Origin of the sequence: Hyalangium sp. (assembly GCF_045802625.1) — a bacterium.
GTDB lineage: Bacteria > Myxococcota > Myxococcia > Myxococcales > Myxococcaceae > Hyalangium.
Map to the genome: position 1 here is coordinate 1 of NZ_JBJMQP010000048.1, position 24,558 is coordinate 24,558.

Here is a 24,558-nt window from a genome sequence, read left to right on the forward strand (position 1 = left end):
CGGTCCCAACGCCCAGTGCAAGCCGGGCTCCGTCTTCTTCCTGTCGAACGATCACGGCTTCAACACCAGCATCAACCTGGGGGCCGCGGCTCCGCGAGGAAGCGACATCGGAGATCCCGACGCGTACCCGGATCCAGACGCTGAAGACGACTATGGCGATTACGGCGACGGCGATTCCGGCCTCTATGGGTTCGCGATGGGGACGTGCCCGTGCGACGGCGGTGTCTGTATGCCGCCGGATGCCGGCACTCCGCCGTCACCCGATGCCGGCACTCCTCCCCCACCGTGGCCCGATGCTGGCACCGCCCTCTCCTCGCCCGCTAATCCAGACGAAGCCTGGCTCCAATAGGAGCGCTGCTTGCCTCTGCTTGAGGTGGACCCCATCGGCGCGCCGCGCGAGTTGCTGGGCCGGGCTGGCTTGCTGCAACCTCGCCCTGCTTGAAATCTCGCCCACCCTAGCAGCGGCACTGCGGCGCGGCGTGTGAGGCCGGACAGCCCTCCGCCTCCTCGTGAGGACAACAGCCTCGGCTTCTGCGCTATCATCGCGGGTGGAAGCGCGTAGGCCCTTCGAGCAGGGGGAACAACTTGGGCTCATCTGATGAGACTCGCATCGTCCGGCTCCCTGATGGCGCCTCGCGCAAGGAGGCGGTCAATGAAGGCACCCGTGTGGCCAACCTGGCCCACCTCCTGAAGGACAGCGCCGAAGAGGTGTTCAACTCCCTTCACCCGCAGATGGCGGCCATTCATTCCAAGATTGATCGCCCAGGCGTCATCATCTTCGCCGCGTCCGCGCGGGGGCTGGATGGACACCTGTGGCTCGAGGCCGGACCGGAGCTGCGCGCGGGGAGTATCGGGCGTCACGGCGCCGCGGACCTCTACCTGCCAGGGGATGAGCAGCTCTCCCTGCGCCATCTGGTGGTGACAACGCGCGCCTCCGAGCGCGGTGTGCACACCCGCATCATCGATCTCCGGACCCCTGCCGGCTTCACTGATGATCACCACAAGCCCCTGAGAGCCATCGAGGCGGACGGCTGGGTGGTCGTGGGGATGGCCTCCTACTGGTTGTTCGTCTTCGTCACGGGCCAGCCGCTGCCCTGGGACACCTCGACCCGCAAGCCCTGGCGCACGCTGCCCCAGCGCGTCTACGTGGAGACCCAGAAAGCCCGGCGCCGCGCCCCGGAGGCCGCATCGCGTCTCCCGCGCTCCAACACGGAGATCACCAATATCACGAGCGTGCCAGGCCCGGTGGACACCAGCATCGAGCCGCTCCTGCTCCCGGGCGAGCCTGTCGCCGCGCGCCTCATGATCCATGCGCGAGGACCAGGGCAGCATCCGCTTGCCATCAGCGCGGCCTCATTGGCGAGAGGTGTGATCCTCGGACGCTACTCACGCTGCGATGGAAGCGCGCTGTTCACGGAAAGCACCGTGTCCCGAGTCCACGCGCTGATCATCACCGATGAAGACGACATGTACCTCATCGACGTGGGCTCTACCTGCGGGACGTGGGATGGGGAGCAACGGCTGCGCGCGCAACTCCTCACCACGGGGCGAGAACTCCGCCTGGGCGAGGCCGTGCGCCTCTCGTGGAATCCGGCTCACTGAGCGCGCCGGGAGTCGGCCGTGCTCCCACGCAGCAGTGTCGCACCGCACGTGGAGTGCAGCCTTCCAGGGGCTCCGGGGCCTGAGCCCCTCCTCGCTCGCGGGAATCTGTACTCCGGCCCGCACCTGACCCGCCAGTCAGGAGACGGGGTGCGCTACGCTGGCCCCGCACGTGGACCACCGATTCCAGATCAATCTCCGCGGGGTCATCGACCTCCTGTCGCACCACCTCTACAGCTCGCCCGACGTCTACGTGCGGGAACTGCTGCAGAACGCCACGGATGCCATCCGCGCCCGGCAGCTCCTGGAACCCGCCCACGAAGGCACCGTGCGCGTGGAGCTCATCGAGAAGCAGGACGGAGGCCCACCCACCCTGCTCTTCAGCGACGACGGGATCGGCCTGACGGAGGAGGAGATCCACCGCTTCCTGGCCACCATCGGCGAGAGCTCCAAGCGGGAAGCCCTCGCCGCGCGCCGCAACGACTTCATCGGCCAGTTCGGCATCGGCCTGCTCTCGTGCTTCATGGTGTGCGACGAGCTGCTCGTGGTGACACGCTCGGTGAAGGGCGATGGCCAGACCATGGAGTGGCGGGGACGGCATGACGGCACCTACTCCGTGCGGGCCTCCGCTCACCCGCTCGATCGCCCGGGGACTCAGGTCTTCCTCGTGGCCCGGCCGGATGCCGCCGAGCTCTTCACCGCCGAGCGCGTCCGCCAGCTCGCCCTCCACTATGGCGGGCTGCTGCCCTTCCCCATCCTGCTGACGGCGCAGGGCCACACCGCGCGCATCAACACCGAGGGAGCCCCCTGGCGCCGCAAGTACGAGAGCGCCAGCGAACGGCGAGCGGCCCTGCTGTCCTACGGGCGCGAGGTGTTCGGCTCGGACTTCATCGACTGCATCCCGCTGAAGTCCCCCGCCGGAGATGTGGAGGGTGTGGCCTTCGTGCTGCCCTTCAGCCCTCACTACAACGCCAAGCAGAAGCACCGCGTGTACCTGAAGAACATGCTCTTGTCCGAGAGCGCGGAGAACCTGCTCCCGGACTGGGCCTTCTTCGTCAAGTGCGTGGTGAACGCCAACGAGCTGCGCCCCACCGCCAGCCGCGAGTCCTTCTACGAGAACGACACCCTGGCCAAGGCCCGCGAGGCGCTCGGCCAGGCGCTGCGGCGCTACCTGATGGACCTGGCCAAAGACGACCCGCGCGCCCTGCAGCGCCTCATCTCCCTGCACGGCCTGTCGGTGAAGGCGCTGGCGCTGGATGACGATGACTTCTACCGGCTCGTCATCGGCTGGCTGCCCTTCGAGACCTCGCTCGGGGTGATGACGCTGCTGGACTACCGCCGCTCCAACCCCACCGTGCGCTACGTCTCCACGCTGGATGACTTCCGGCAGGTGGCGCGCGTGGCCGCCGCCCAGGGCCTGTGCGTGGTGAATGCCGCGTACACCTATGACTCGGACCTGATCGAGAAGCTGCCGCGCATCTTCCCGGACGCGCACGTGGAGCCCTTCTCCGCGGCGGAGCTGCCCCAGAGCTTCGAGGAGCTCACCCTGGACGAGCGCGAGGCCGTCTTCCCGCTCCTGCGGATGGCCGAGCTGGCGCTCCAGCCGTTCCGCTGCGACGTGGCGGTGAAGAAGTTCCGCCCCAAGGAGGTGCCCACCCTCTACAGCTCGGAGGCGGAGGGCGCCTTCCGGCGCGACGTGGAGCGCACCCGCGACGAGAGCGATGATCTGTACGGCGCCATGATGGACAACATGCTCGCCGGCGCGCAGGGCAATGACCGGCCGCTGCTGACCTTCAACTTCCTCAACCCCGTGGTGCGCAAGCTGGCGGGGGTGGCCGATCGCACCCTGATGAAGCTCTCGGTGGAGATGCTGTACGTGCAGGCGCTGCTGCTCGGCCACCGGCCGCTGAGCGCGAAGGAGATGGCGCTGCTCAACCAGGGGCTGCTGGGGCTCATCGCCGGGCGGCTGGAGGGCGGCGGTGAGGACTCGGGCTCGGGAGGCATGCATTGAGCTCGCGGGACTGGCGTGAGCAGCTCGACGAGCTGCGCGATCGCGCCGAGCGCCTGCGCCACGGCGAGGCCAAGGTCATGGCGCTCGAGGAGGCCGTGCGGCTGGCCGACACCCATGGCGATCTCGATCTCGCCTTCGAGGTGCGGGACGAGCTCATCGACGCGGCCACCTTCGGCGGCTTCCCGGACAAGGCGCTGGTGGCCTTCGCCTGGTGCCGCGCGCAGGCGAAGAAGAACCCGGAGCGCTTCGACTCGGACCAGCTCCTGTGGAAGCAGAAGTGGGTGGTGGGCCGGCTGGATGACTTCCCTCACATCACCCTCAAGCAGATCCGCGATGCGCTGGACGACATCGAGCAGACCTACGCGAAGGTGGATGCCGGCAAGCGGGCCGTCCTCAAGCTGCGCTACCAGACGGCCAGGGATCTGGGCGATGAGCGCTCGGCCCAGCTGTACTGGGATCAGTGGGTGGCCGCCCCGCGAGATCACCTCACCGACTGCCGCGCGTGCGACCTGGACGACGAGATCGACCACCACATCGACCTGGGCGAGTACGCGAAGGCGCTGGAGAAGGCCCGCCCCATCCTCGAGGGCCGCAGCGGCTGCGCGGAGATCCCCCACCTGACCTACGGCAGCGTGCTCTACCCGCTGCTCAAGCTCGGGCGGCTGGAGGAGGCTCGGGACTGTCACCTGCGCGGCTACCCGATGATCTCTCGCAACCGGGACTTCCTGGCCTGCGTGGGCGAGCACCTGGAGTTCCTGGTGCTCACCGACAACCTGGCCCGAGGCCTGTCGCTGTTCGAGCAGCACCTCGGCTGGGCGCTGGATCATTCGAGCTGGCGCGACCGGTTCACCTTCCACGTGGCGGCGGAGTTCCTGCTGTCCCGGCTGCTGGCCACGGGCCGCGACTCGGTGAGCCTGCGACTGCCCAAGGCCTTCCCCCTGCACCAGCGCCAGGACACCTACGACCCGCGGGAGCTGCACGGCTGGGTGGAGACCCAGGCAAAGGAGATCGCCGCGCGCTTCGACACGCGCAACGGCACCGATCGCTTCCAGAAGCTGCTGGAGCGCACGCGGGCGCTGGAGAAGGACGTGGTGCCCTTCCCCATCGAGGTGCCTACTCGTCCGAGGTAGGCCCGCGCGGCTTGGAGAGGACGGGGACATAGCAGCCGCCCCTCCACTCGTAAGCAATGTCTGGGCAGTCCGGAGGGCGGGCATCCTGCTTCATCCAGCACCCGCCTTGAATCTCGAGCTCTCCCGGACACGGTGGGCGCTGCTGGCCCGGCAAGGGGGTCTGAGGAAGCTCAGAACCGTACTGTCCCCGGTCACTCATGAGGGGGCCAACGGTCTCTGAAGAGGTGAGGACGCCGCCGCCCAAATCCACGGTGCCGACATCTCCCCTGCCCTCTTCGAACATCTCCTCGCGCGCCAGCTGCGGGGGATCGATGGGCTCCCAGGCACCGGACTCGAACCGGGGTGACTTCAAGGCCAACGGCATCACCACGGCGATGATGGCCAGGGTGAGCCCCAACCACCGCTTGTGCTCCGGTGGAGCAGGCGTGCTCTGCGGGGTGAGCTGCTGGGTGCGCGCCAGGGCGCGGCGCTGTTCCTCCAGCATCAATCGATCCAGCCGGATCCCCTCGCCTATCTCTCGCGGCACTTCGGCGTGGAGCTTCTCCATGTCCCGGCCGAACAGGGGCGCGCTGGCTTCCGGGCCCGCGCGCTCCGCGGCCTGCTCCAGCGCCTCGGCCATCTCTCGGGCCGTGCCGCGGACCTTGGGGTCCACGGAGAGCATCCGCAGGATCAGCGCGTCGAGCTGAGGGGCGACCCGCGGATTGAGCTCCCGGGGAGACTCCAGCTCCTCGCCCTCCACGTGCCACACCTCAGAGCCTTCCATGCTGGGCTCCGTCGGAGGCGGATACCGCTCCGTCACCCACCGGTAGGCCGTCACCCCCAACGCGAACAGATCATCCGCGGGCTGGGCGGTACCGTGTGCCTTCGGCTGGCGCCCATGACGGTGGGCGAATAGCCACGCCTCGGGACTGCGGTAGGCGGGCGTGCCCGGAGGCAGGGCGAACGGGGCCATCCTCTCGGCCCCCGTATGGTGGCCCGCGCCAAAGTCCGTCAGTACGGCGCGCTCTCCGTCCTTCTTCACCAGCAGGTTGTCTCCCTTGACGTCCCGGTGGACTCCACCCGCCGCGTGCGTGGCCGCGAGCGCCCCCGCCACCTGCGCCAGCAACCGGAGCACCTGTCTCGAGGAAGGGTTGCGCGTGGTTCCCCACTCGTAGAGGGGCACGCCCTCCACCCACTCCATGACGATGTACGGATAGACGCGGCCCCCGGGGGACCTCCAGAGCCCGTGGCCTCTCGGACGGGGGACGCTCGGGTGGTGGATGCGAGACAGCAGCTCCAGCTCGCGCTCGCAGCGCTCATCCCACTCCATCACCGCGATCTTCAGGGCCACCAGCCCCTCCGGCTCTCCGCCGTCCTTCACGGCACGGTAGATGACGCCATAGGTGCCTCGGCCTCGCCGACTCACCACACGCCAGGGCCCCACGGGCATTCCTGGCAGGAGGAAGGCGGGGTGCAGATCCGGTGCGTGGGGGAACTCCATCAGGTGCGAACTCTCAAGGAGAGGAGATCGGCCCCTTCGAGCCGGTGAGCACCCTACCCCATCAGTAGGCTCAAGTCAGCCCTCCTCGTTAGGTGGTCCTCCTGGGAGCCATCTGTCCAGTCGCGGAGACAGCGCCGCGGCCTCCCCTCGGGACACTTGCCAGCCTCCCTGGCCCCCCCTACGTAGGAGCCCCCTCGGAAGGAGCAGACGTGATCGGACACATCCTCGTCGCCATCGATGGCTCGGAGCACTCGCGCAGGGCGGCTCGCTTCGCCCATGATCTGGCGCAGCAGACCCGCGCCCGCATCACCCTGCTCTACGTGCTCGAGCCCCCGCGGGTGCTGCCCATCGCCTTCATGGAATCGGCGGCCTTCACCTCGCCCCACACGGACCCGAAGGACATGGAGAACGTGCAGCGGCTGCTCGAACAAGTGGCCGCGGACCTCCCCAAGGCCCAGGTGGAGAAGCAGGTGGAGCTGGGGCCACCGGCGGACACCATCGTGGCCGTGAGCCAGCGGCTCGCGGTGGACCTCATCGTCGTGGGCTCGCGCGGCCTTTCACTGGGAGGAAAGTGGCTGCTGGGCTCGGTGAGCGATCGGGTGGTGCAGCACGCTGGCCGCCCCGTCACCGTGGTGCACTGAGCCCCCGGGGGCTTCCCGTCCGGTGACGCACTGCGCCGGCTTCCCCTCCGGCCTGATCAGGTAGACTCCTTCCATACTCTTGGGAGGCGAGATGACGAAGAGCTGGGCATGGGTCTGGATCGCTGCGCTGGTGGTATCGGCGTGCGTGGCGCACGAGAAGGTCGGCGACCAGGCCGCGGCAGTGGGTGACTGGAAGTCCGCGTTGAACGAGTACGGGGAGGCGCTCTCCAAGGAGCCGGACTCGCCCGAGCTGAAGCAGAAGTTCGAGAACGCCAAGCGCCAGGCCATCGACAGCTCCTTCAAGAAGGCCCAGGCCTGCGCCACCACCGGAGACTGGGGCTGCGCGGTGGGCGAGGCGGACTTCGCCCTCCAGGTCGACAGCGGCAATCAGGAGATCGCCGCGTTCCGCGCCACCGCGGCCCGCTCGCTGGCGCTGCAGCAGATCGCCCAGTCGCACGATGTGGCCATGAAGGGTGATTTCCGAGGCGCGCTCCAGCTCATCGAGCGCTCCCAGGCCCTGTCCAGCGACGCCACCGTGGCCCAGGAGGCGGCGAAGGCTCGCACGGGCCTTGCCGCCATGGCGGACACCGAGGCGGAGCGCCTGCGCCAGAGCAAGTCCTACCCCCAGGCGGTGGAGGCCCTCTCCGTCGCCGTGTCCATTGACAGCTCCAAGCGGGGCAAGCTCGAGGCGCTGCAGCGCGAGTACGACACGTTCCGCGCCGCCGAGTACGAGCGGCTCGCCCAGCAGGGAGACCAGGCCCTGGCGCGCAGGGACTGGGCCGGGGCCGAGGCCAGCTACGTGGAAGCCCTGAAGATGAACCCGGGTGGCCGGGCCGAGCCGCTCGCGCGCTATGCGGGCGGAGTGGGCGCCGCCGAGACCGCGCTCGCCCGCCAGGACTACTTCACCGCGGCGAACGCCTACCGTCAGGCCATCGCCTCCGGCCAGGACACCAGCGGCTACGCCGCGGGACAGCTCGAGCTCGTGGAGGTGCGGCCCTATACGGTGCGGATCCGCTCGGTGCTGGCCCGGCCGATGCGCTCTGATGGCCGGCCCTGGGTGGGCAACATGAACCCGTACATGAGCCGGCTGCTCAACATGTTCACCGGGGATTACATGGACCCGCGGGGCCGGGGCGTCAACCGCCGCCTCATCGAGGCCGCCAGGAGCCTGCCTCCCGAGAACCGCCCGAATCTCTCCGTCCGGGTCTCCCTGCCGGATGGGACGCTGCTGTCCACGCCCTCCGTCAATGGCCTGTACGTGGCCTATGACTCGGAGTTCGTCGTGGCCACCAACTCCTTCGACGAGCGGAAGCTGAGCCTGCGCGTCGTCCACCAGAACGGCCAGTTCGCCGAGGACGTGGGCGTGGTGGAGTTCGCCCTGGGCGAGATCGTCCGCCGCCACGAGGCCCAGCTCAGCGGGCAGTCGGTCGCGGCGATTGATCTGTCCATCGAGCCCGCCGTGAACCGCCCTGACGGCATGTTCGCCAACATGTTCCCGCTGAACGACGGCTCGAACCTGGCGCAGGACTACTCGATGCCCACGCCCCGGTCCGTGGGGTACCGGCTGAGGGGAGTCCGGGCCGTGGTGCCGCAGCGCGCGCTCGCGATGAAGCAGCCGAACCGGGGCGCTGGCAAGCTCGTGGTCGAGATCGTCCAGGGTGGGCGCGTCGTCTACCACAGCCCTCAGCTGGACAACGTCTACGAGGCCCAGTGGGCCGTCTCGAACGTGAACCTCTACGTGCAGCCCGGCGAGCAGCTCCGGGTCCTGGTCTGGGACATGGCCCCCAGCCAGAAGGAGCTGATGCTGGATGCCATCCTCCCCGCGACCCAGGTCAGGCCGGGCATCGCGACGGTGAGCTCCCCGAACGGCATCTCCGCCTCGTTGAACCTCGAGACCCGGCAGGCCTGGGCCGGCGGCATGGCGCCCTAGCGCCGCGGAGCGGAGGCCCGCAGCGGCGGGAAGAGCAGGCCCCCCCTTGCCCTCACCCTGAAAGAGAGCGGGCGTCGATACGCGCGGTGCCTATCTTTTTTTCGAGGCGCCCCATGCGTATGCGAGGACTTGGAATCGGATTGGTTTTGGCAGGTGCAATCGCCGGGTGCATCCCCGAGACCCAGCTTCAACCCCGGCCGGATGCACGGTCTCTCGCGGGGGAGCCGAGCGCCGCCGTGGCCGAGGCCCAGGGCGTGCGGCTCATCGCGGATGGCGCCGCGTGGAAGGGCCACCCCTCGGACCTGGAGCGCCGCCTGACGCCCGTGGAAGTCCAACTGGAGAACCACAGCGGCAGGACGCTGAGCATTCGCGCCAGCTCCTTTGATCTGCTCGGAGGGTCGCGCTTCCAGTACGCCGCGCTGGAGCCCATGAAGCTGAAGGACACCGCGGAGGCGCAGCCCCGCTGCATCGCCGACTACACGCCGGGGTACTGGAGCCTGGGCGCCGGCTGGGCCTGGGGGCCTGGCCCCTGGGGGCACTACGGCTATCCCGGGTGGTCGAGCCCCTTCTACTATCCGTTCCATGATCCGTTCTACGGCCCCACGCCCTACGTGCGGTGCGACGAGCCGCTGCCGACTCGGGACATGATGCAGCGGGCGCTGCCCGAGGGCACGCTGGCGAACGGAGGCACCATCTCTGGCTTCCTCTACTTCCAGGGGGTGGGTGAGCGCGAGCGCCAGGTCAACCTTCAGGCCCGCCTCGTGGATGCCACCACGGGCGGGCCCATCGGCCAGCTGAGCATCCCATTCCAGGTGCACAATTGAATCGCGGTGGCGCGCTCGGCGCGGGCTAGCGGGCAGCGTTCTCGGCGTCGAGCGCGGCCTTCACCGCGGGCCGGGCGGTGATGCGCTCATGGTAGCTCTTCAGGATGGGGAACCGGCTGGTGTCCACCTTGAGGGACTGGGCCCACTGGAGCATCACGAACAGGTAGGAGTCCGCCGCGGTGAACTGGTCCCCCATGAGGTACTGCTTGCCCTCGAGGTTCTTGGCGACGAACTCGAAGCGCTTGCCGAGCCTGTCGTGCACCGCCTTCTTGTCGGCCTCGGGGAGGTCAGGGTTGAAGAGCGCGCCAAAGGTCTTGTGGAGCTCGGTGCCGATGAAGCCCAGCCACTCCTGCAGGCGGTAGCGCTCGAGCGTCCCGTTCGCGGGCGCCAGCTTCTTGTCCGGCTTCTGGTCCGCGATGTACTGCGCGATCGCCGGGTTCTCGGTGAGCAGCTGGCCGTTGTCCAGCTCCAGCGCCGGCACATAGCCCTTGGGGTTGATGCTGTAGTAGTCCGCGCCCGTCGCGGTCTTGTGCGCACGCAGGTCGACCTTCACCATGTCGAACTTCAGGCCCGACTCCCTCAGCAGGATGTGCGGGTTCAGCGAGCAGGCGCCAGGAGCAAAGTAGAGCTTCATCGTGAGTCTCCAGGGTTTGGGTTTGGCGCGCGTATACAGCCGCCCTGGCTTCAGCGCTTGAGGTTGCGGAACGGATTGTTGAATGGCTCGGGGCCCTTCTTCTCCGCAGGGGCGGGTTTGCTCGCTGGCGGACGTCCGGACTGCGCCCCTCTTCCTCCCGAGGGACTCGCCGTCATGCGGCCCGCGTTCCCCGCCGGAGCCCGGCCCGGAGACGGTGCGGGCGCCCCGCCCTCCTGCACCGCTCGCACCGAGAGCGCCAGCCGCTTGCGCGGCAGATCCACGGAGAGGACCTTCACCGTGAGCCGGTCGCCCACCTTCACCACCTCGGAAGGATCCTTCACGAAGCGCGTGGCGAGCTGGGACACGTGGACGAGCCCATCCTGGTGCACGCCCACGTCCACGAAGGCGCCGAACGCGGTGACGTTGGTCACCACGCCCTGCAGCACCATGCCCTCCTTCACGTCCTCCAGCGTCTTCAAGTCCTCGCGCAGCGCGGGCGCGGAGAAGTCTCCCCGCGGATCGCGGCTGGGCTTCTCCAGCTCGGCGAGGATGTCCCGGAGCGTCAGCTCTCCCAGGTCCGGCCCGAGGTAGCGCTTCGGATCAATCTTCTTCACCAGCTCCGCGTTGCCCACCAGCGCGCCCACCTCCACGCCCAGATCCTTCGCCATGCGCTCGACGACGGCGTAGCGCTCGGGGTGGACGGCGCTCGCGTCGAGCGGCTCGGGGCCTCGCACGCGCAGGAAGCCCGCGGCCTGCTCGAAGGTCTTCGGTCCCAGGCCGCTCACCTTGAGCAGCTCGCGCCGCGTGGAGAACGCGCCCTTCTTGCTGCGGTGGGCCACCAGCTTCTTCGCCAGCGAGGGCCCCACGCCGGACACGTGCTCCAGGAGCTGCGGGGACGCGGTGTTCACGTCCACGCCCACCGCGTTCACGCACGAGTCCACCACCTCGCCCAGCTTCTTCTTGAGCAGCCCCGGATCCACGTCGTGCTGGTACTGCCCCACGCCGATGCTCTTGGGATCGATCTTCACCAGCTCGGCCAGCGGATCCTGCAGCCGGCGGCCGATGGACACCGCGCCGCGCAGGGACACGTCCAGCTCGGGGAACTCCTCGCGCGCCAGCTCGGAGGCCGAGTACACCGAGGCGCCCTGCTCGCTCACGGAGACCACGGGCACCTTCGTCCCGAGCTTCTCGAGCACCTCGCGCACGAAGCCCTCCGCCTCGCGGCTGCCGGTGCCGTTGCCCACGGCGATCAGCTCGGGGTGGTGCTTCTGGAGCACCGTGGCGAGCTGCCGGGCCGCCCGGGCGCGCTCGTCCGGGGAGCGCTCGGTGTAGAGGGTGCCCGTCTCCACCACGCTGCCGGTGGCGTCCAGCATCACCATCTTCACGCCGGTGCGCAGGCCCGGATCCAACGCCACCACGGGCCGCGTGCCCGCCGGAGGCGCCAACAGCAGGTGGCGCAGGTTCTCTCCGAACACGCCAATGGCCTGCCTGTCCGCGCGCTCCTTGAGCTCGGCGCGCAGCTCCGACTCCAGCGACGGGCCCAGCAGCCGCTCCCAGGCGTCCTCCGCCGCCGCGCGCAGCTCCGAGGCGAACAGCGCCTGCGGCTTCGTCACCACGCGGGAAGTGAGGAGCCCCTTGGCCTCGTCATCCGGGAAGAGGACCTTCACCCGGAGCACCTGCTCGGCCTCGCCTCGCAGCAGCGCCAGCACGCGGTGGGAGGGCGCCTGGGCGAGCGGCTCCTCGTGCTCGTAGTAGGACTCGAACTTGGTGGGCTCGTTCTTCTTCGCGGGGGCCACCTCCGAGTGCAGGCGCCCCTTCTGGACGCACAGCTCGCGAGCGGCCCGGCGCAGGGGAGCGTCCTCGGCGACACGCTCGGCGCAGATGTCCCGCGCGCCCGCGAGCGCCGCATCCAGGTCCGGCACGCCCTTCTCCGCGTCCACGAAGGGGCGCACGCGAGCTTCGCGGTTCTCTCCGCGGGGGAGCTCCTGCTTCCAGATGAGCTCCGCGAGCGGCTCCAGCCCGCGCTCCCGAGCAATCGCCGCGCGGGTGCGCCGCTTGGGCTTGTAGGGGAGGTACAGATCCTCCAGCTCGGTGCGCGTCTTGGCGCGCTGGATGGCCCGCGCCAGCTCCGGCGTCAGCTTCCCCTGGCCCTCGATGGTGCGGAGGATGGTGTCGCGCCGGGAGTCGAACTCGGTGCGCTCGGAGGCGCGATCGAGGATGGTCTGGATCTGCACCTCATCCAGGCCGCCGGTGGCTTCCTTGCGGTAGCGAGCGATGAAGGGGACGGTGGCACCCTCGGCATTGAGCGCGAGGGTCTTGTCCACCTGCTCGGGCTTGAGACCCAGCTCCTGGGACAGCTCGATGGCGTAGGCGTGCATGGCGAGGGGAACCTATCACCTGTTGCCCGTGGCGCCTACTTCCACCTACACCCAAGCTTCAGACGTTGAGTCCGCACAGCTCGGCGCTCACCTTCCACAGCCGAGCGGCCAGCTCCTTGTCATGGGACTGGGCCGAGGACTTCGCCGGCTTGCGCTTGACGTAATAGCCGCTGACACCCTCCATCTCCGGAGACGAGGCGAGCCACACCAGCGTGTCGGCGCCCTTCTCCGGCGTGTCCATGAGGGGGCGCATCATCCACATCGCGAAGCCGAACAAGCCACCCTGGCCCTTGCCCAGTTCCGTCTTCACTCCGCCCGGATGCATGATGGTCGCCGTGACGCCCGTGCCCTCCAGCCGCCGGGCCAGCTCGTAGGTGAACAGGAAGTTGCCCAGCTTGGACTGGGCGATCGACTTCATCGCGCTGAACTTCTTCTCTCCCTGCAGATCATCGAAGTGGATCTTCGCGATGGCCTCGATGCCGCCCGAGCCGTTGACCACGCGCGACGGCGCCCCCGCCTTCAGCGCGGGCAGCAGCAGGTTCGTCAGCAGGAAGTAGGACAGGTGGTTGACGGCGAACATCGTCTCCAGCCCGTCCGGGGTGACGACGCGCTGGTTCAGGAACAGGCCCGCCTGGTTCACCAGCACGTTCAGCTTCGGGTAGCGCGCCAGGAAGTCCGCGGCTCCCTTCTTCGTGGACTCGATGGAGGCCAGGTCCGCCACCATCAAGTCCAACGAGTTGTTGCCAGTGGCGCGGGCGATCTCCTGCTTCACCGCCTCGCCCTTCTCGCGGCTGCGGCAGCCGATGACGACGGTGGCGCCCTGCGCGGCGAGCCCGGTGGCGGTGGCCTTGCCAATCCCGGACGTGGCGCCCGTGACCAGACAAACCTTGCCCTTCATCGCTTCATTGGACGGCGGCATGGGGAACAACCTCCGAGACGCCCGGGGGGAGGAGCGCTCCCCCCGACCATCTCCCGCCACCTCCCTCCCCGTCCAGCCCTCACTCCGTTGCGCTACTGCAGGCGGAAGGAGCCCTCAGCCACCAGCAGGATGTCCACCGCCGGAGTCGCCTTCGTCCCGAACGCCGCGAGCGCCGTGGACTGGGCCTTCACCGCGGTGGCATAAGCGGCGTAGGCATCCGCGATGCCCGTGGCCAGCTTCGTGGTGTCCGTCTGGCTGCTGGTGACGGCCGCCTTCACCGCCGTGTCCAGCGCCGCATCCAGCGTGGCCGCCGCCGTCACCGTGGCCTGCACCGCCCCCGAGACGACCAGCTGGTTGGTCACGTTGACGCCCAGGTACGAGCCCAGCACCGTGCTCTTCACGTCCGCGCCCGTGGCCACGCTCGCCGAGAAGCTCTGGAACGCCTGCACCGCTGCCGCCGTAGTCGTCGAGGCGCTCACGCTGGAGTGCAGCGCCGTCGCCGCGGTCCCCGCCTGCGTGGACGTCTCGCTCGCGGCCGCGGAGGCCTGGAGGATCGCCGTGAGCGCTGCCCCCGAGGTCCTCGCCTCGGCCGACGCCGCCGCGCGCAGGGACGCGTCCACCAGCGGCTGCGCATCCTGCGCGGACAGGCGCGCCTTCACCGTCGCGCGGAAGGCCACGCTCGCCGAGCTCTCACCCTGAGCCTGCTCCTGCGCCTGGGCGCCCTGCTTCTCGGCCGCCGCGGCCAGCTCCGTGTAGAACTCCTGGTAGGCCGCCTCGACGCCGGTGCCCGCATCGAGCGCCGCGTTCAGCTTCGCCGAGGCGCTCAGCTCCGCCGAGAACAGCGCGGACTGGCTCGTCTGCACGCCGGCCTTCGAGTAGGCGCGGACCTCCGCCTCTTGAGCGGCGCGCACGGCCTCGGCCAGCGCCTTCACCCGGGCCTTGATCGTCTCGGCCGAGCTGGCGCCCTGCTTCGCCGCCGCCGCCATGTTCGCGTTGATGCGGGCGCGCAGGTCCACCGTGTCCGTCTGCGCGGCCTGGGCCCCGTCCACCACCATCTGCGTGAAGACCTCCGCCTCCAGCGAGCTCTCGCTGTCCATCGGCGGCGCGGCGGTGGAGCTGCCCACCTCTCCGCTCGCGTCGAGCAGCGCCGAGGCCACCACGGCGCCGGAGCTGTCCACCGCCTGGAGCACCAGCCGCTCCTGGCCCGCGGGCACCTCGATCGTATAGCTGCCCTGGGCGGAGACGGCCGCCTCACTCACCAGCGTCAGCGAGCCATTGGGGCCCACCGAGCTCGCGCGGACCTTCGAGGCCGCGGACACCGAGCCCGAGCCTCCCAGTCCCTCTCCGGCGAACGCCCGGACATTCTGGATGTCCTGCTTCTGGGTCCCATCCTGATCCGTCACCTTGCCACGGACCTGGACGTTGTCACTGCCACCACAAGCCGCGAGGACGAGCGTCGCCACGGCCACCCACAACTGCTTCTTCATCGCTGCCACGTCACACCTCGTTGGAGTCACGCAGGCGCCCCCGGCCAGGGCGCCCCGTGTAGAGCTTCTTGAGGGTGGCGCGGCGGATTGGATCGCCGGGCGAGCGGCTGTCTCCTACTGAACTTTCAGGGGGCGACGCGCCTCCCACTCGGGCCGCAGCAGGCCCCAGAGTTGCTGATCGATGCGCCGGCCCTGGACGACCGTGTGCTCGCGCAGCACCCCCTCCAGGACAAACCCCAGCTTGCGCGCCAGCGCCTGCGAGGGGAGGTTCTCCGCTGTCGTCGTCAGCCAGATCCGGTGCAGCCCGGGGATGGAGAAGAGGCGCTCCAGCATCAGCGTCACCGCCCGGGTGCCAATGCCGCGGCCCAGGCACTCCTCGGCCAGCATGTAGCCCACCTCGAGACGGCCCTGCACGCGGGAGAACTCACGCGCGGACACGGTGCCCACCACGCGCCCGTCCGCCTCCACCATCCACCGGAAGCTCTTGGCGCGGGGATCCGTCACGTCACTGCTCGCCTCGCGCAGCCGCTTCAGCAGCGCCTCGCGGCTGTCCTCCTCCATCGACACGAGGCGGCGCGCGGTGGCTCCCGCGCGGATGGCGATCCAGTCGTCCAGATGCTCGGGGAGCGCGGGGACGAGCCGCACTTCAAGAGTGCCCATGGGAGGCGCAGCCTACCGCCTGCGCCTCCCGGACCGGAACGGCCTAGGCGGGGGTGATGGCGCCGTTCTGGATGCGGAAGTTCTGCGTGCTGAACTGCGACTTCAGCTGCGCCTCGGCCCGCACCGAGTAGTCCTTGTGAATCTCACTGCTGGGGATGAGGTGGAAGGTGGCCAGCGCCTGATCCGCGCGCAGCTCCACCATCAGGAAGCCGTGGGCCGTCGCATTGGAGAAGACCATGCCCGGATTGCCGGCCTTGAGCGTGGCGTCCATCTCGGCGACGGCGTAGCGGTAGATGGCGCTATTCTGCGTGTAGCCCGCGCCCATCACCGCCGTGCCCGCCAGCTCCTGCACCGTGCCCGAGGAGATGGCCGGCGCCGTCAGCGTGGGGATGCCGCCCTCCACCGACGCGAACGAGGCGTGGATGTCTCCGGAGAGCACCAGCGCGTTCACGTTGCTGGCCTTCAGCGAGCCCAGCAGCTCCTTCTTCTTCGTCGGGAACCCGTCCCACTGGTCCACGTTGAAGTAGAAGCGCTGGCGCAGCGTGGGATCCGGGATGTCCATCTTGGTCCGCAAGTCCCACACCAGCGACGAGAACGACACGGAGCTGATGATCACCTTCCAGGTGTTGGTGGCCTTCACCTTCTCCTGGAACCAGGCCTCCTGCGTGGCGCCATACGCGTTCTCGCTGGCCTTGGCCGTGGTGGCGTAGTGGTACTGGGCATACAGATCGAACGTGTCCTTCACCACGACGTAGCGCGAGCCGCGGATGCCGAACAGATCCACCTTGCCCATGTGCAGGTAGGCCATGCCGTGCGGCATGCCCGCGGTGGGAAGGGCCGGCTTGCCCAGCGCGGCCAGCACCTGGTTGACATAGGCCAGCGCCAGCTTGCCCTTCACCAGGGTGGCCGCCTTCTCCGTGGCCTCTTGCTGCGTCAGCCCTGCCTTCATGGCCTGCGCCACGTAGGCCTGCTGCAGCCCACCCTTCACCGGGGCGAGCTCGGGCGCGTCCACGTCGACGTACGTGAAGGTGTCCGAGTTGAAGGCCGGCAGCGCGCCGAGCGCCGTCAGCGTCGGCTCGTCCATCACCACCGCGCCAGGGTAGGCATCCTCGGGGATGATGTGATCCGGCCGGTAGGAGCGGTAGTCCGTGGCGATGAGCCGCACGTGCTTGCCAAACTCGAAGTCCCGGTAGATGTGCGCGTTGGGGTACTTCGGCTCGGCGTCCACGTCGATGGCGCCCGCGGCCGTGCTGCCCAAGCTGTCGATGGGGATGAACTCGAAGAAGGCCTGCTCCGCGTTGCGGCGGCGATCCGGCTCGAGCTCCTGGTGGAGGCCGTCCTCGTACGTGGCGTTGGCGCCCCAGCAGTCGTCGGAGAACTCGTGGTCATCCCACACGACGATGAAGGGGTAGCGCTCGTGGACCTTCTGGATCATCGGATCCGAGCGCAGGTTCTTGTAGATGTCGCGGTAGTTGGAGAGCGCGTTGGCGGCCAGGTACTGGAACACGCCGGTCTTCTGCACGAGGGCCTTCTCGGGCTCGGAGAAGGAGACGCCGCGCAGCGTGTTGGTGGACTGGAAGGACGGATCGCCCGTGGTCTCGTAGATGTAGTCGCCGAGGAAGATGACCGCGTCCACGCTGTCATCGTTGAGCTGCAGCAGGCGCTGCCAGGCGTTGTAGTAGCGGCCCACGTAGTCCTGGCAGTTGCCGACCACGAACTTCACCGGCACGTCGTCGCCCGCGGCGGGCGCCGTCTTGGTGCGGCCCACCGGAGAGATGAACGTCTCGCCGTCATGCTGGTAGATGAAGCGGTAGTAGTACGTGGTGCGGGCCGCGAGGTTGGTCACCTTCACCTTGATGGAGTTGTCGTGCGCGGCCAGCGCGGACAACCCATCCTGCTTCAGCATGAGCTGGCCGAAGCTCTCGTCGGCGGACACCTCGAGCGACAGCGTGGCGTCCTCGCCAGCGTGCTCCTCGTTGAACACGCGCGTCCACAGCACCACGCTGTCGGGGCGCGGATCTCCGGAGGCCACGGACTGAGGGAAGTACTTGCGGCTGGCCTCCGCCTGGGTGGCGGTCGTCTCTTCCTCGCTGCAGCCAAGCGCAGTCGACGCCGCGACGGCGACGATGGACTGCAGGATGGTGCGGCGGTGCAGTTTCTGGGACAAAGAACCCTCCAATGGGCCGGGCCTTCGGGCCTGCGGCGCGCGCGGAGTCTATGGCGGCGGCCCTCGCTCGGGGAAATCATCATCTTGACGCGCCGCGCCTGAGGCCCACCGAGCGAGCAGCGACCCGCGGTCAGCGCGGCTTTCTCCCACGGTGAAGAAGGCACGAGAGACCGGAGTGGCGACGCTCCCGTCAGAGGACCAGCTCCTTCACCTGGCCGCGCAGGCAGTGGTCACTGGCCATGCTGGCGCCGTAGGCCCCGGCCGGCAGCAGGGCCAGGAAGTCCCCCTCTCGCACCTCCGGGAGCCGGCAGCCGCGGGCCCAGATGTCCACGGACTCGTTGATGTGGCCGGCCACGGTGTACTCGTGGACTGGCGGCGCCAGCGGGGTACGCAGGTGGACGATCTCGAGCGGAATGCCATAGAGCGCCGGGCAGGGATTGATGGCATGACCGGCGTCAACCCCGAGCCAGCACGTGCCTCGGCGTTCCTCTACCGTGTTCACTTGTACGAGCAGCACGCCCGCGGAGGCGGCGATGAAGGTGCCTGGCTCGCAGGCAATCGTCACGCCTAGCGGGACGAGGTGCCGCTCGAGCATCCCGCTCCACGTGGACAGCATGAGCGGCCGATCCTCGGCTCGGTAGCGGCCGCCCAGCCCGCCGCCGACGTTGACAGTCTGAAGCTCCGGCACTTGCCGGGCGACGGCGGCCAGACGCGCGAAGGCGCCCTCGATCTCCGCGGCGCTCTCCTCGGGCAGCCCCCAGCCCACGTGCATGTGGACGCTATCGACTCGCAAGCCCGCCTCGCGCGCCGCATCGAGCGCTCGCTGGCAGTCAGAGAGCTCGAAGCCGAACTTGCCGCCGCCGTACGCCGTCTTCTGCCTGCCGCCGTAAGCGTCGATGACGCCAGGATCGAAGCGCAGGCCGACCGGCGTATCCCGCGGTACGAGCGCGCCGTAGCGCCGTAGCGCGGAGAAGGTGTCCAGCGTGCAGTGCACCCCCCGCGAGGCGACCCGGGCCAGATCGCCATCGGAGAGCATCCCAGCGTTGAACGAGATCAACTCAGTGGGAAAGTCACTCTCGAGCGCAAGCTCCAGCTCGCGCGGAGAGCAGGTGTCCACCCCGATGCCCAGGACATCATGCACGGCCCGGAGGACTCCCGAGCAGCGGTTGGCCTTGACCGCATAGTAGATGCGATAGCGCTGAGTGATCGCCGCCAGCGCCGCCTGCATCCGGCCGAGCTGCCGCTGGAGCGTGGCACGGCTGTAGACATAGAGCGGCGTGCCGTGCTGCCGCGCCAGCTCATCGAGCGCGGAGCCGTCGAGGCAAACGCGCTCCTGTTGGATCCTCAGGCTCTCATGCTCCCACCAGCGGGGGTCTCGTTCTGGCATCGTGGGCTCCTTTTCCCACAGTGGGCGGACTCACGAAACCGGGCAACTCCACCACCGCCCATCCCCTGAAAACAAACGGGGCTGCCCACCTCGCGGCGAGCAGCCCCAGGACTTCCATCTCAGGCGCGGAGAGCTACTTCACGGCCTTCACGCGGGGACGCTTCTCGCCCTCCGCCGGAGCCTCGGGCTCGGCCGGAGCCGCCGCCACCGCCTGCGGCCCCTTGAGCACGCCGTACTTCTCCAGCACGCGCGTTTCGATCTCCTTGTACGTGTCCGGGTGCTCGCGCAGGTAGTCCTTCGCGTTCTCCCGGCCCTGGCCGATGCGCTCGCCCTTGAAGGCGAACCAGCTGCCGCTCTTCTCGACGATGCCGTCGTTGGAGGCCAGATCGATCAGGTCTCCCTCGCGGGAGATGCCCGTGCCGTACATGATGTCGAACTCCACCTCCTTGAAGGGAGGCGCCACCTTGTTCTTCACCACCTTCACGCGGGTGCGGCTGCCCACCACCGCCTCGCCGTTCTTGATGGCGCCAATCCGGCGGATGTCCAGACGCTGCGACGCGTAGAACTTCAGCGCGTTACCGCCCGTCGTCGTCTCCGGGTTGCCGAACATCACGCCGATCTTCATGCGGATCTGGTTGATGAAGATGACGCACGTCTGGCTCTTCGAGATGGTGCCCGTGAGCTTGCGCAGCGCCTGGCTCATCAGTCGCGCCTGCACGCCCATGTGCGCGTCGCCCATCTCGCCCTCGAGCTCGGCCTTGGGCACCAGCGCCGCCACCGAGTCCACCACCAGCACGTCGATGGCTCCGGAGCGCACCAGCATCTCGGCGATCTCCAGCCCCTGCTCGCCGGTGTCCGGCTGGCTCAAGAGCAGATCATCCGTGCGCACCCCCAGCTTGCGCGCGTAGCCCACGTCCATCGCGTGCTCCGCGTCGATGTAGCCGCAGATGCCGCCGCGCTTCTGCGCCTCGGCGACGATATGGAGGCACAGCGTCGTCTTACCGGAGGACTCCGGCCCGAAGATCTCGACGATACGCCCCTTGGGCACCCCGCCCACGCCCAACGCGATGTCGAGCGAGATCGAGCCCGTCGAAATGGCCTGGATGTCCCGGACCAGCGGCTCCTCGTTGCCGAGCCGCATGATCGAACCCTTACCGAACTGGCGCTCGACAGCGGACATCGCCAACTCGATCGCCTTTTCCTTCTCCTGATTCACGGCCATTTCTCTACTCCTCCAGTCGTATGCGGTGAGCCACCCCGGCCCACCTGAACCCGCGTTCAGAACGCGGTTCGTATTACTACGCGACGGGTAGCTCCTAGTCCACCCCTCTGACATACCTGTAGCGGCCGGGCTCCTCAGCTCCGATGGAGAGCGAACAAGAGGACAGCCAGAAGCCCCGCCAGTCCGGACACCAAGCCAGCGTAACCGCCCATGACTCCTAGGAAAAAGGAGAGCAGCGAGGCCACCAGCAGCACCGCCAGCGACACGTTGCGCAAAGCAGTGCCCGGCTTGCTGAAGAGCAGCGACACCAGGGCCAGCGCCACCAAGATGACCTCCGCCGTCAGGGTCCCCGCCACGTGCCTGGCACGCAGCAGGTTGAGGAGGACCTCCCCCAGCATCCCCCCCAGCACGACGCCCGCGCCGGTGCCCTTCAGGTTGGTCTCGCGCCGCCGGAACTTGCGCTGCTCCTGGCGCGGCTTCACCCGCTCGAGATCCTCGGGCCGGACCTCCAGCGCGTAGGGGAAGCCCATGGCGAGCAGCCCCAGCACGGCCGTCTCGTGGCAGCCGTGGCCCGCGGCATCCTCCAGCCCTTCCAGCCGGCCGCTCTCGATGAGGTGGTGGAACCAGTCCGCCACGTGCCGTGAACCTCCCTCGCGCACCATCTTGTCCAGCCAACGGTTGATGCGCCGGGAGAGTTCCTGCCGCTCCTCGCCCGAGGCCTGCTGGGCCTGATCCACCAGCACCAGCACGGGCAGCGGGCTCCCGGGGGGCGGCGTGTGGACGCCGGGAAGCGGCTGGGAGCTCTGGTGCGCGGTGAGCTGCGCCGGATCGACAATCACGGACGCGCTGGAGTCCTCCACCGAGGGCAGCGGCTCCACCGGCGCGGGCGGAGCGGGGCGCTCCAGCACCGGCACCGAGGAGAGGGCGGGGAAATCCACCAGGGAGCGCGTGCCAGGGCTCGCCTTCGCGGCAGCCACCGGCGGGCCGGCTTGCACCGGGGGAGGAACGGAAGAGGTGGCTGCTCCCTCGGGTGCCGCCGCCTGGGGCTGCTGCGCGAGGACCTGCTCCCAATCCGCCACGTCCGCGGTGGGGACATCGCTCGCGGGCTCGCCCTCCGCGGCGTGGGGAACCTCACCCTGGGTGGGTGGACGTGTGCTGGAGGTGGTCGCCACGCCGAAAACTGTACCCAGGAGTGCGGGTGCGCTTCAAAGCGCATGAGGCCCGCAACTTCTTGCAGCCAACGGGGTTCATGGCACCTGTGGACGCGGAATCGGACGCACAAATCATGCAGAGGGTGGCGGCGGGCGACCGGAAGGCCTTCGCCCTGCTGTTCGACCGCTACCACGCGAGCGTGGCGCGGTTCGCGTTCCGCTTCGTGGGAGATCAAGCCCGGGCGGAGGAGCTGACGCAGGACATCTTCGTGAAGCTCTACCGGAACGCGAAGGCCTACAAGCCGACGGCCCAGTTCAAGACGTTCCTGTTCCGGGTGGCCACCAACCACTGCCTCAACGAGGTGCGACGCGGGGAGTATCGGGTGACGCACACGACGACCTCACCCACGGAAGAGGAAGAGAGCGGAGTGGACGTAGCGGGACCTGAAGGAGAGCGCCCGGATGAAGCCGTGGCCGGGCGCGAGCTGGAGCGGGCCGTAGGCGAGGCGCTCCAGGGGTTGAGCGAGCGGGAGCGGGCGGCCTTCACCATGTGCCGCTTCGAGGGCATGGCGTACCGCGACATCGCGGACGCGCTGGAGGCCAGCGAGGCGGCGGTGAAGAGCCTCATCCACCGGGCCACGCTCGCGGTGGCGCGGAAGATCGAAGAGTTGCAGGCGGGCGGTCTGCCCGCGAGGAGCAGGGCATGAGCTGCGCGTTCGAAGAAGAGCTGACGGCGTACATCGACGGGGAGCTACCGGCCCCGCGCCGCACGGAGGTGGAGGCCCACCTGGGAACGTGCGCGGAGTGCCGGAGCACGGAGGCGCTGCTGCGGCGCACGCTGTCCCAGCTGGCGCTGCTGCCCGAGTTCAAGCCCTCGCCCGACACCCGCCGCGCGGTGCTGGCGAAGGTGGACGCGCTGCCGCCTCCGCTCCGGGAGCGGTTGAAGGCGCTGCTGCGGCCCTCGGTGCTAATGCCCTCTCTGGGGATGGTGGCGGCGGTGGGGCTGGCCGTCATCTACAGCGGCCACGAGTCGCGGGGCCTGGACGTGACGGACGCGGGAACGCTGGAGCTGGCGGCCAACCTGGAGCTGGTGGAGGACTACGACGTGGTGGGCCTGGACAGCGCCGAAGACATGGAGGTCATCGAGCACCTCCACGAGCTGGAGGTGAAGTGATGAGACGCAACCTGGCGATCATCGGCGCGGTGGTGGCGCTGCTGCTGGGAGCGCCCTCGCGGGCCCTGGCCCAAGAGGCCGAGCAGGGACAGTCGGCGGCCGAGCGCTTCGAGAAGCTCTCGCCCGAGCAGAAGGAGGCGCTGCGCGCGAAGCTGCGCGAGTTCAAGGCGCTGCCCAAGGAGGAGCAGGAGCGCATCCGGGGCAACCTGGAGCGCTTCCGGCGGCTGCCTCCCGAGGAGCGCGAGCGGCTGCGCGCCAACATGCGCGACTTCCAGCGGCTGTCGCCCGAGGAGCGGCAGCTGTTGCGAGAGCGCTTCCGTGAGTTCCGCAGCCTGGATCCAGAGCGCAAGGCGGAGCTGCGCAAGCGCATGCGCGAGTACATGCGCGCGCACCCGGAGCGCCGCGAGCAGATGATGGAGAACATGCGGCGCTGGCGGCAGATGTCGCCCGAGCAGCGGCAGGAGCTGCGCGAGCGCATGCGCGAGAGGCGGCGCCGGTGAGACGCTCCCTGCTCATCCTGCTGGCAGCGGGCCTCTGGGCGGGGACGGCCTCGGCGGCGGAGGATCGCACCCAGGCGCCTCCCCCTCCCTCTCGAAACACCGAACCCGCCCGTCCTCGCCCGGACGCCGCCAGGCTCTCCGCGGAGGACAAAGAGGTGGTGGAGAACCTCGAGCTGCTCGAGAGCATGGAAGCAGCCCAGGATCTCGACATGCTGATGGAGCTCTCCAAGGAGGACAAGGACGAGGGCTCCCCCAACCCATGAGGAGAGATGGGGTCCCACCTTCCCGATTCATGGCGTAGACTGGGGTCCTTGGAAGTCGGGGCGCCCAAGACCGTGGAAGTGCCTTCGAGGCGCTTCGGCCGCTACGTCATCCGCTCGCACCTGGGTGCGGGCGGCATGGCCGAGGTCTTCCTGGCGGACGCCCTTCCGCTCCGGGGCGACAAGTTCCCGGTGGCCCTCAAGCTGATGCGCAAGGACGCCCCGCCCGAGGCCTTCGCGGACGAGGCGGACCTGATGGGGTTGTTGGATCACCCCAACCTCGTGCGCCTGCTGGAGACAGGGCAGGCCTTCGGGCGTCCCTTCATCGCCATGGAGTTCCTCCTCGGCGGGGATCTCCGGCGGCTGATGGAGGCCCACGAGACGCTGAAGCGGCGCATCCCGCTGGGCACGGCGGTCTACGTCTGCATCGAGGTGCTGCGAGGGCTGGCCTACTTCCACCAGGCCCGCACGCGCAGCGGGCGCCCGCTGGAGCTGGTGCATGGAGACGTGAACCCCTCCAACATCTTCTTCTCGGGCGACGCGGACGTGAAGCTCGGGGACTTCGGGGTGGCGAAGGCGCGCGGGGTGGACATCGGCCCCCAGGACGGCATCGCCGCCGGGAAGCTGCACTACCTCTCGCCGGAGCAGACGCGCGGAGAGACGCTCACGCCCGCGTCGGATCTCTTCTCCCTGGGCATCGTCCTGCTCGAGCTGGTGGACACCCACCCCTTCCTTCGCGAGGAGACGGACGCCCAGGTGGTGATGGAGGCCATCCGTGCCGCCAGGGTGAACCTGCCGGACTCGGTGGATCCGGCGCTGGGGCAGATCATCCGCAAGGCGCTCGCGGCCGATCCGGACAGCCGCTACCAGACGGCGGGAGCGTTCGCCGGAGCGCTGCTGGCCTGGGCGCTGGACTCCGGCCACAGCCCCACGCGCCACAACGTGCAGAGCTGGCTGATGAAGACCCTGAGCTACGCCGGGCTGTGAGCGCCGCGCCCGGCCCG

General features: G+C 69.0%; 21 protein-coding genes and 1 pseudogene. 12 read left to right on the forward strand and 10 right to left on the reverse strand.

The features are described 5' to 3' along the window. From ACJ8AT_RS08655 to ACJ8AT_RS08670, 4 genes and pseudogenes are all read left to right on the forward strand, one after another. Window positions 1-349, forward strand: a pseudogene (locus ACJ8AT_RS08655) (hypothetical protein); the annotation flags it as partial. Between the two features lie 236 nt (window positions 350-585). Next, a complete protein-coding gene (locus ACJ8AT_RS08660) occupies window positions 586-1,602 on the forward strand; it encodes an FHA domain-containing protein (RefSeq protein WP_407737168.1) in 1,017 nt (338 codons plus the stop codon). A 169-nt stretch (window positions 1,603-1,771) separates the two neighbouring features. Continuing rightward, window positions 1,772-3,610: an HSP90 family protein gene (locus tag ACJ8AT_RS08665; RefSeq protein ID WP_407737169.1), complete on the forward strand. Its 1,839-nt coding sequence runs from the start codon at window positions 1,772-1,774 to the stop codon at window positions 3,608-3,610. After that, a complete protein-coding gene (locus ACJ8AT_RS08670; protein WP_407737170.1) occupies window positions 3,607-4,740 on the forward strand; it encodes a hypothetical protein in 1,134 nt (377 codons plus the stop codon). The genes ACJ8AT_RS08665 and ACJ8AT_RS08670 overlap by 4 nt, the downstream gene beginning before the upstream one ends. Here ACJ8AT_RS08670 and ACJ8AT_RS08675 read toward each other — a convergent pair. Continuing rightward, window positions 4,724-6,220 carry a serine/threonine protein kinase gene (locus tag ACJ8AT_RS08675; RefSeq protein WP_407737171.1) on the reverse strand — a complete coding sequence of 499 codons (1,497 nt, stop codon included), beginning with the start codon at window positions 6,218-6,220 and terminating at the stop codon, window positions 4,724-4,726. The two genes, ACJ8AT_RS08670 and ACJ8AT_RS08675, sit on opposite strands and share 17 nt — an antisense overlap. A gap of 209 nt (window positions 6,221-6,429) precedes the next feature. Between ACJ8AT_RS08675 and ACJ8AT_RS08680 the strand changes: the two genes are divergently transcribed. The 3 genes from ACJ8AT_RS08680 to ACJ8AT_RS08690 all read left to right on the forward strand — a co-directional run bounded on the left by ACJ8AT_RS08680 (window position 6,430) and on the right by ACJ8AT_RS08690 (window position 9,615). Continuing rightward, on the forward strand, window positions 6,430-6,861 hold the full coding sequence (locus tag ACJ8AT_RS08680) for a universal stress protein (protein ID WP_407737172.1): 432 nt from the start codon (window positions 6,430-6,432) through the stop codon (window positions 6,859-6,861). Between the two features lie 91 nt (window positions 6,862-6,952). Next, the gene (locus ACJ8AT_RS08685) at window positions 6,953-8,791 is read left to right on the forward strand and encodes a hypothetical protein (protein WP_407737173.1); all 1,839 of its coding nucleotides are present in this window, start codon (window positions 6,953-6,955) and stop codon (window positions 8,789-8,791) included. A gap of 236 nt (window positions 8,792-9,027) precedes the next feature. Next, window positions 9,028-9,615 (forward strand): hypothetical protein, encoded by a 588-nt coding sequence (locus ACJ8AT_RS08690; RefSeq protein WP_407737174.1) that lies wholly within the window; start codon window positions 9,028-9,030, stop codon window positions 9,613-9,615. A gap of 25 nt (window positions 9,616-9,640) precedes the next feature. Here ACJ8AT_RS08690 and gstA read toward each other — a convergent pair whose 3' ends face one another. The 9 genes from gstA to ACJ8AT_RS08735 all read right to left on the reverse strand — a co-directional run bounded on the left by gstA (window position 9,641) and on the right by ACJ8AT_RS08735 (window position 21,641). Continuing rightward, window positions 9,641-10,249 carry a glutathione transferase GstA gene (gene gstA / locus ACJ8AT_RS08695; protein WP_407737175.1) on the reverse strand — a complete coding sequence of 203 codons (609 nt, stop codon included), beginning with the start codon at window positions 10,247-10,249 and terminating at the stop codon, window positions 9,641-9,643. Window positions 10,250-10,299: 50 nt separating this feature from the next. Then, entirely contained in the window at window positions 10,300-12,627 is a 2,328-nt protein-coding gene (locus tag ACJ8AT_RS08700) for a Tex family protein (protein ID WP_407737176.1), read from the reverse strand. 58 nt (window positions 12,628-12,685) lie between these two features. Next, window positions 12,686-13,546 (reverse strand): SDR family oxidoreductase, encoded by an 861-nt coding sequence (locus tag ACJ8AT_RS08705; protein WP_407737177.1) that lies wholly within the window; start codon window positions 13,544-13,546, stop codon window positions 12,686-12,688. A gap of 92 nt (window positions 13,547-13,638) precedes the next feature. Then, entirely contained in the window at window positions 13,639-15,042 is a 1,404-nt protein-coding gene (locus ACJ8AT_RS08710; RefSeq protein ID WP_407737178.1) for a hypothetical protein, read from the reverse strand. A gap of 105 nt (window positions 15,043-15,147) precedes the next feature. After that, on the reverse strand, window positions 15,148-15,693 hold the full coding sequence (locus tag ACJ8AT_RS08715; RefSeq protein WP_407737179.1) for a GNAT family N-acetyltransferase: 546 nt from the start codon (window positions 15,691-15,693) through the stop codon (window positions 15,148-15,150). A gap of 43 nt (window positions 15,694-15,736) precedes the next feature. Further along, window positions 15,737-17,860 carry an alkaline phosphatase D family protein gene (locus ACJ8AT_RS08720; protein ID WP_407737180.1) on the reverse strand — a complete coding sequence of 708 codons (2,124 nt, stop codon included), beginning with the start codon at window positions 17,858-17,860 and terminating at the stop codon, window positions 15,737-15,739. 190 nt (window positions 17,861-18,050) lie between these two features. Continuing rightward, a complete protein-coding gene (locus ACJ8AT_RS08725) occupies window positions 18,051-19,247 on the reverse strand; it encodes a hypothetical protein (RefSeq protein WP_407737181.1) in 1,197 nt (398 codons plus the stop codon). Between the two features lie 133 nt (window positions 19,248-19,380). Continuing rightward, window positions 19,381-20,469, reverse strand: a complete 1,089-nt coding sequence (gene recA, locus ACJ8AT_RS08730; RefSeq protein ID WP_407737182.1) for a recombinase RecA — start codon at window positions 20,467-20,469, stop codon at window positions 19,381-19,383. 134 nt (window positions 20,470-20,603) lie between these two features. Further along, on the reverse strand, window positions 20,604-21,641 hold the full coding sequence (locus tag ACJ8AT_RS08735) for a hypothetical protein (protein WP_407737183.1): 1,038 nt from the start codon (window positions 21,639-21,641) through the stop codon (window positions 20,604-20,606). A 113-nt stretch (window positions 21,642-21,754) separates the two neighbouring features. Here ACJ8AT_RS08735 and ACJ8AT_RS08740 point away from each other — a divergent pair, with 113 nt between their 5' ends. Genes ACJ8AT_RS08740 through ACJ8AT_RS08760 form a run of 5 tightly spaced genes read left to right on the forward strand, consistent with a single transcriptional unit; the run spans window position 21,755 to window position 24,541 of the window. Further along, window positions 21,755-22,327, forward strand: coding sequence for an RNA polymerase sigma factor (locus tag ACJ8AT_RS08740; protein ID WP_407737184.1), 573 nt, complete (start codon window positions 21,755-21,757; stop codon window positions 22,325-22,327). Continuing rightward, a complete protein-coding gene (locus ACJ8AT_RS08745) occupies window positions 22,324-22,794 on the forward strand; it encodes an anti-sigma factor family protein (RefSeq protein WP_407737185.1) in 471 nt (156 codons plus the stop codon). Before ACJ8AT_RS08740 ends, ACJ8AT_RS08745 begins: the two co-directional genes overlap by 4 nt. Beyond that, the gene (locus tag ACJ8AT_RS08750) at window positions 22,794-23,294 is read left to right on the forward strand and encodes a DUF3106 domain-containing protein (protein WP_407737186.1); all 501 of its coding nucleotides are present in this window, start codon (window positions 22,794-22,796) and stop codon (window positions 23,292-23,294) included. Before ACJ8AT_RS08745 ends, ACJ8AT_RS08750 begins: the two co-directional genes overlap by 1 nt. Next, complete coding sequence (locus ACJ8AT_RS08755; RefSeq protein WP_407737187.1) at window positions 23,291-23,557, forward strand: hypothetical protein; 267 nt, start codon at window positions 23,291-23,293, stop codon at window positions 23,555-23,557. Before ACJ8AT_RS08750 ends, ACJ8AT_RS08755 begins: the two co-directional genes overlap by 4 nt. Before the next feature lie 48 nt (window positions 23,558-23,605). Then, window positions 23,606-24,541, forward strand: a complete 936-nt coding sequence (locus ACJ8AT_RS08760) for a serine/threonine-protein kinase (RefSeq protein ID WP_407737188.1) — start codon at window positions 23,606-23,608, stop codon at window positions 24,539-24,541. Window positions 24,542-24,558 lie beyond the last annotated feature (17 nt).

Coding starts and splice junctions, on each gene's coding strand:
- ACJ8AT_RS08740 (WP_407737184.1), top strand. CDS start 21,755: ATGCAGAGGGTGGCGGCGGGCGACCGGAAGGCCTTCGCCCTGCTGTTC.
- ACJ8AT_RS08745 (WP_407737185.1), top strand. CDS start 22,324: ATGAGCTGCGCGTTCGAAGAAGAGCTGACGGCGTACATCGACGGGGAG.
- ACJ8AT_RS08750 (WP_407737186.1), top strand. CDS start 22,794: ATGAGACGCAACCTGGCGATCATCGGCGCGGTGGTGGCGCTGCTGCTG.
- ACJ8AT_RS08725 (WP_407737181.1), bottom strand. CDS start 19,247: ATGCCAGAACGAGACCCCCGCTGGTGGGAGCATGAGAGCCTGAGGATC.
- ACJ8AT_RS08675 (WP_407737171.1), bottom strand. CDS start 6,220: ATGGAGTTCCCCCACGCACCGGATCTGCACCCCGCCTTCCTCCTGCCA.
- ACJ8AT_RS08705 (WP_407737177.1), bottom strand. CDS start 13,546: ATGCCGCCGTCCAATGAAGCGATGAAGGGCAAGGTTTGTCTGGTCACG.
- gstA (WP_407737175.1), bottom strand. CDS start 10,249: ATGAAGCTCTACTTTGCTCCTGGCGCCTGCTCGCTGAACCCGCACATC.
- ACJ8AT_RS08685 (WP_407737173.1), top strand. CDS start 6,953: ATGACGAAGAGCTGGGCATGGGTCTGGATCGCTGCGCTGGTGGTATCG.
- recA (WP_407737182.1), bottom strand. CDS start 20,469: ATGGCCGTGAATCAGGAGAAGGAAAAGGCGATCGAGTTGGCGATGTCC.
- ACJ8AT_RS08700 (WP_407737176.1), bottom strand. CDS start 12,627: ATGCACGCCTACGCCATCGAGCTGTCCCAGGAGCTGGGTCTCAAGCCC.
- ACJ8AT_RS08715 (WP_407737179.1), bottom strand. CDS start 15,693: ATGGGCACTCTTGAAGTGCGGCTCGTCCCCGCGCTCCCCGAGCATCTG.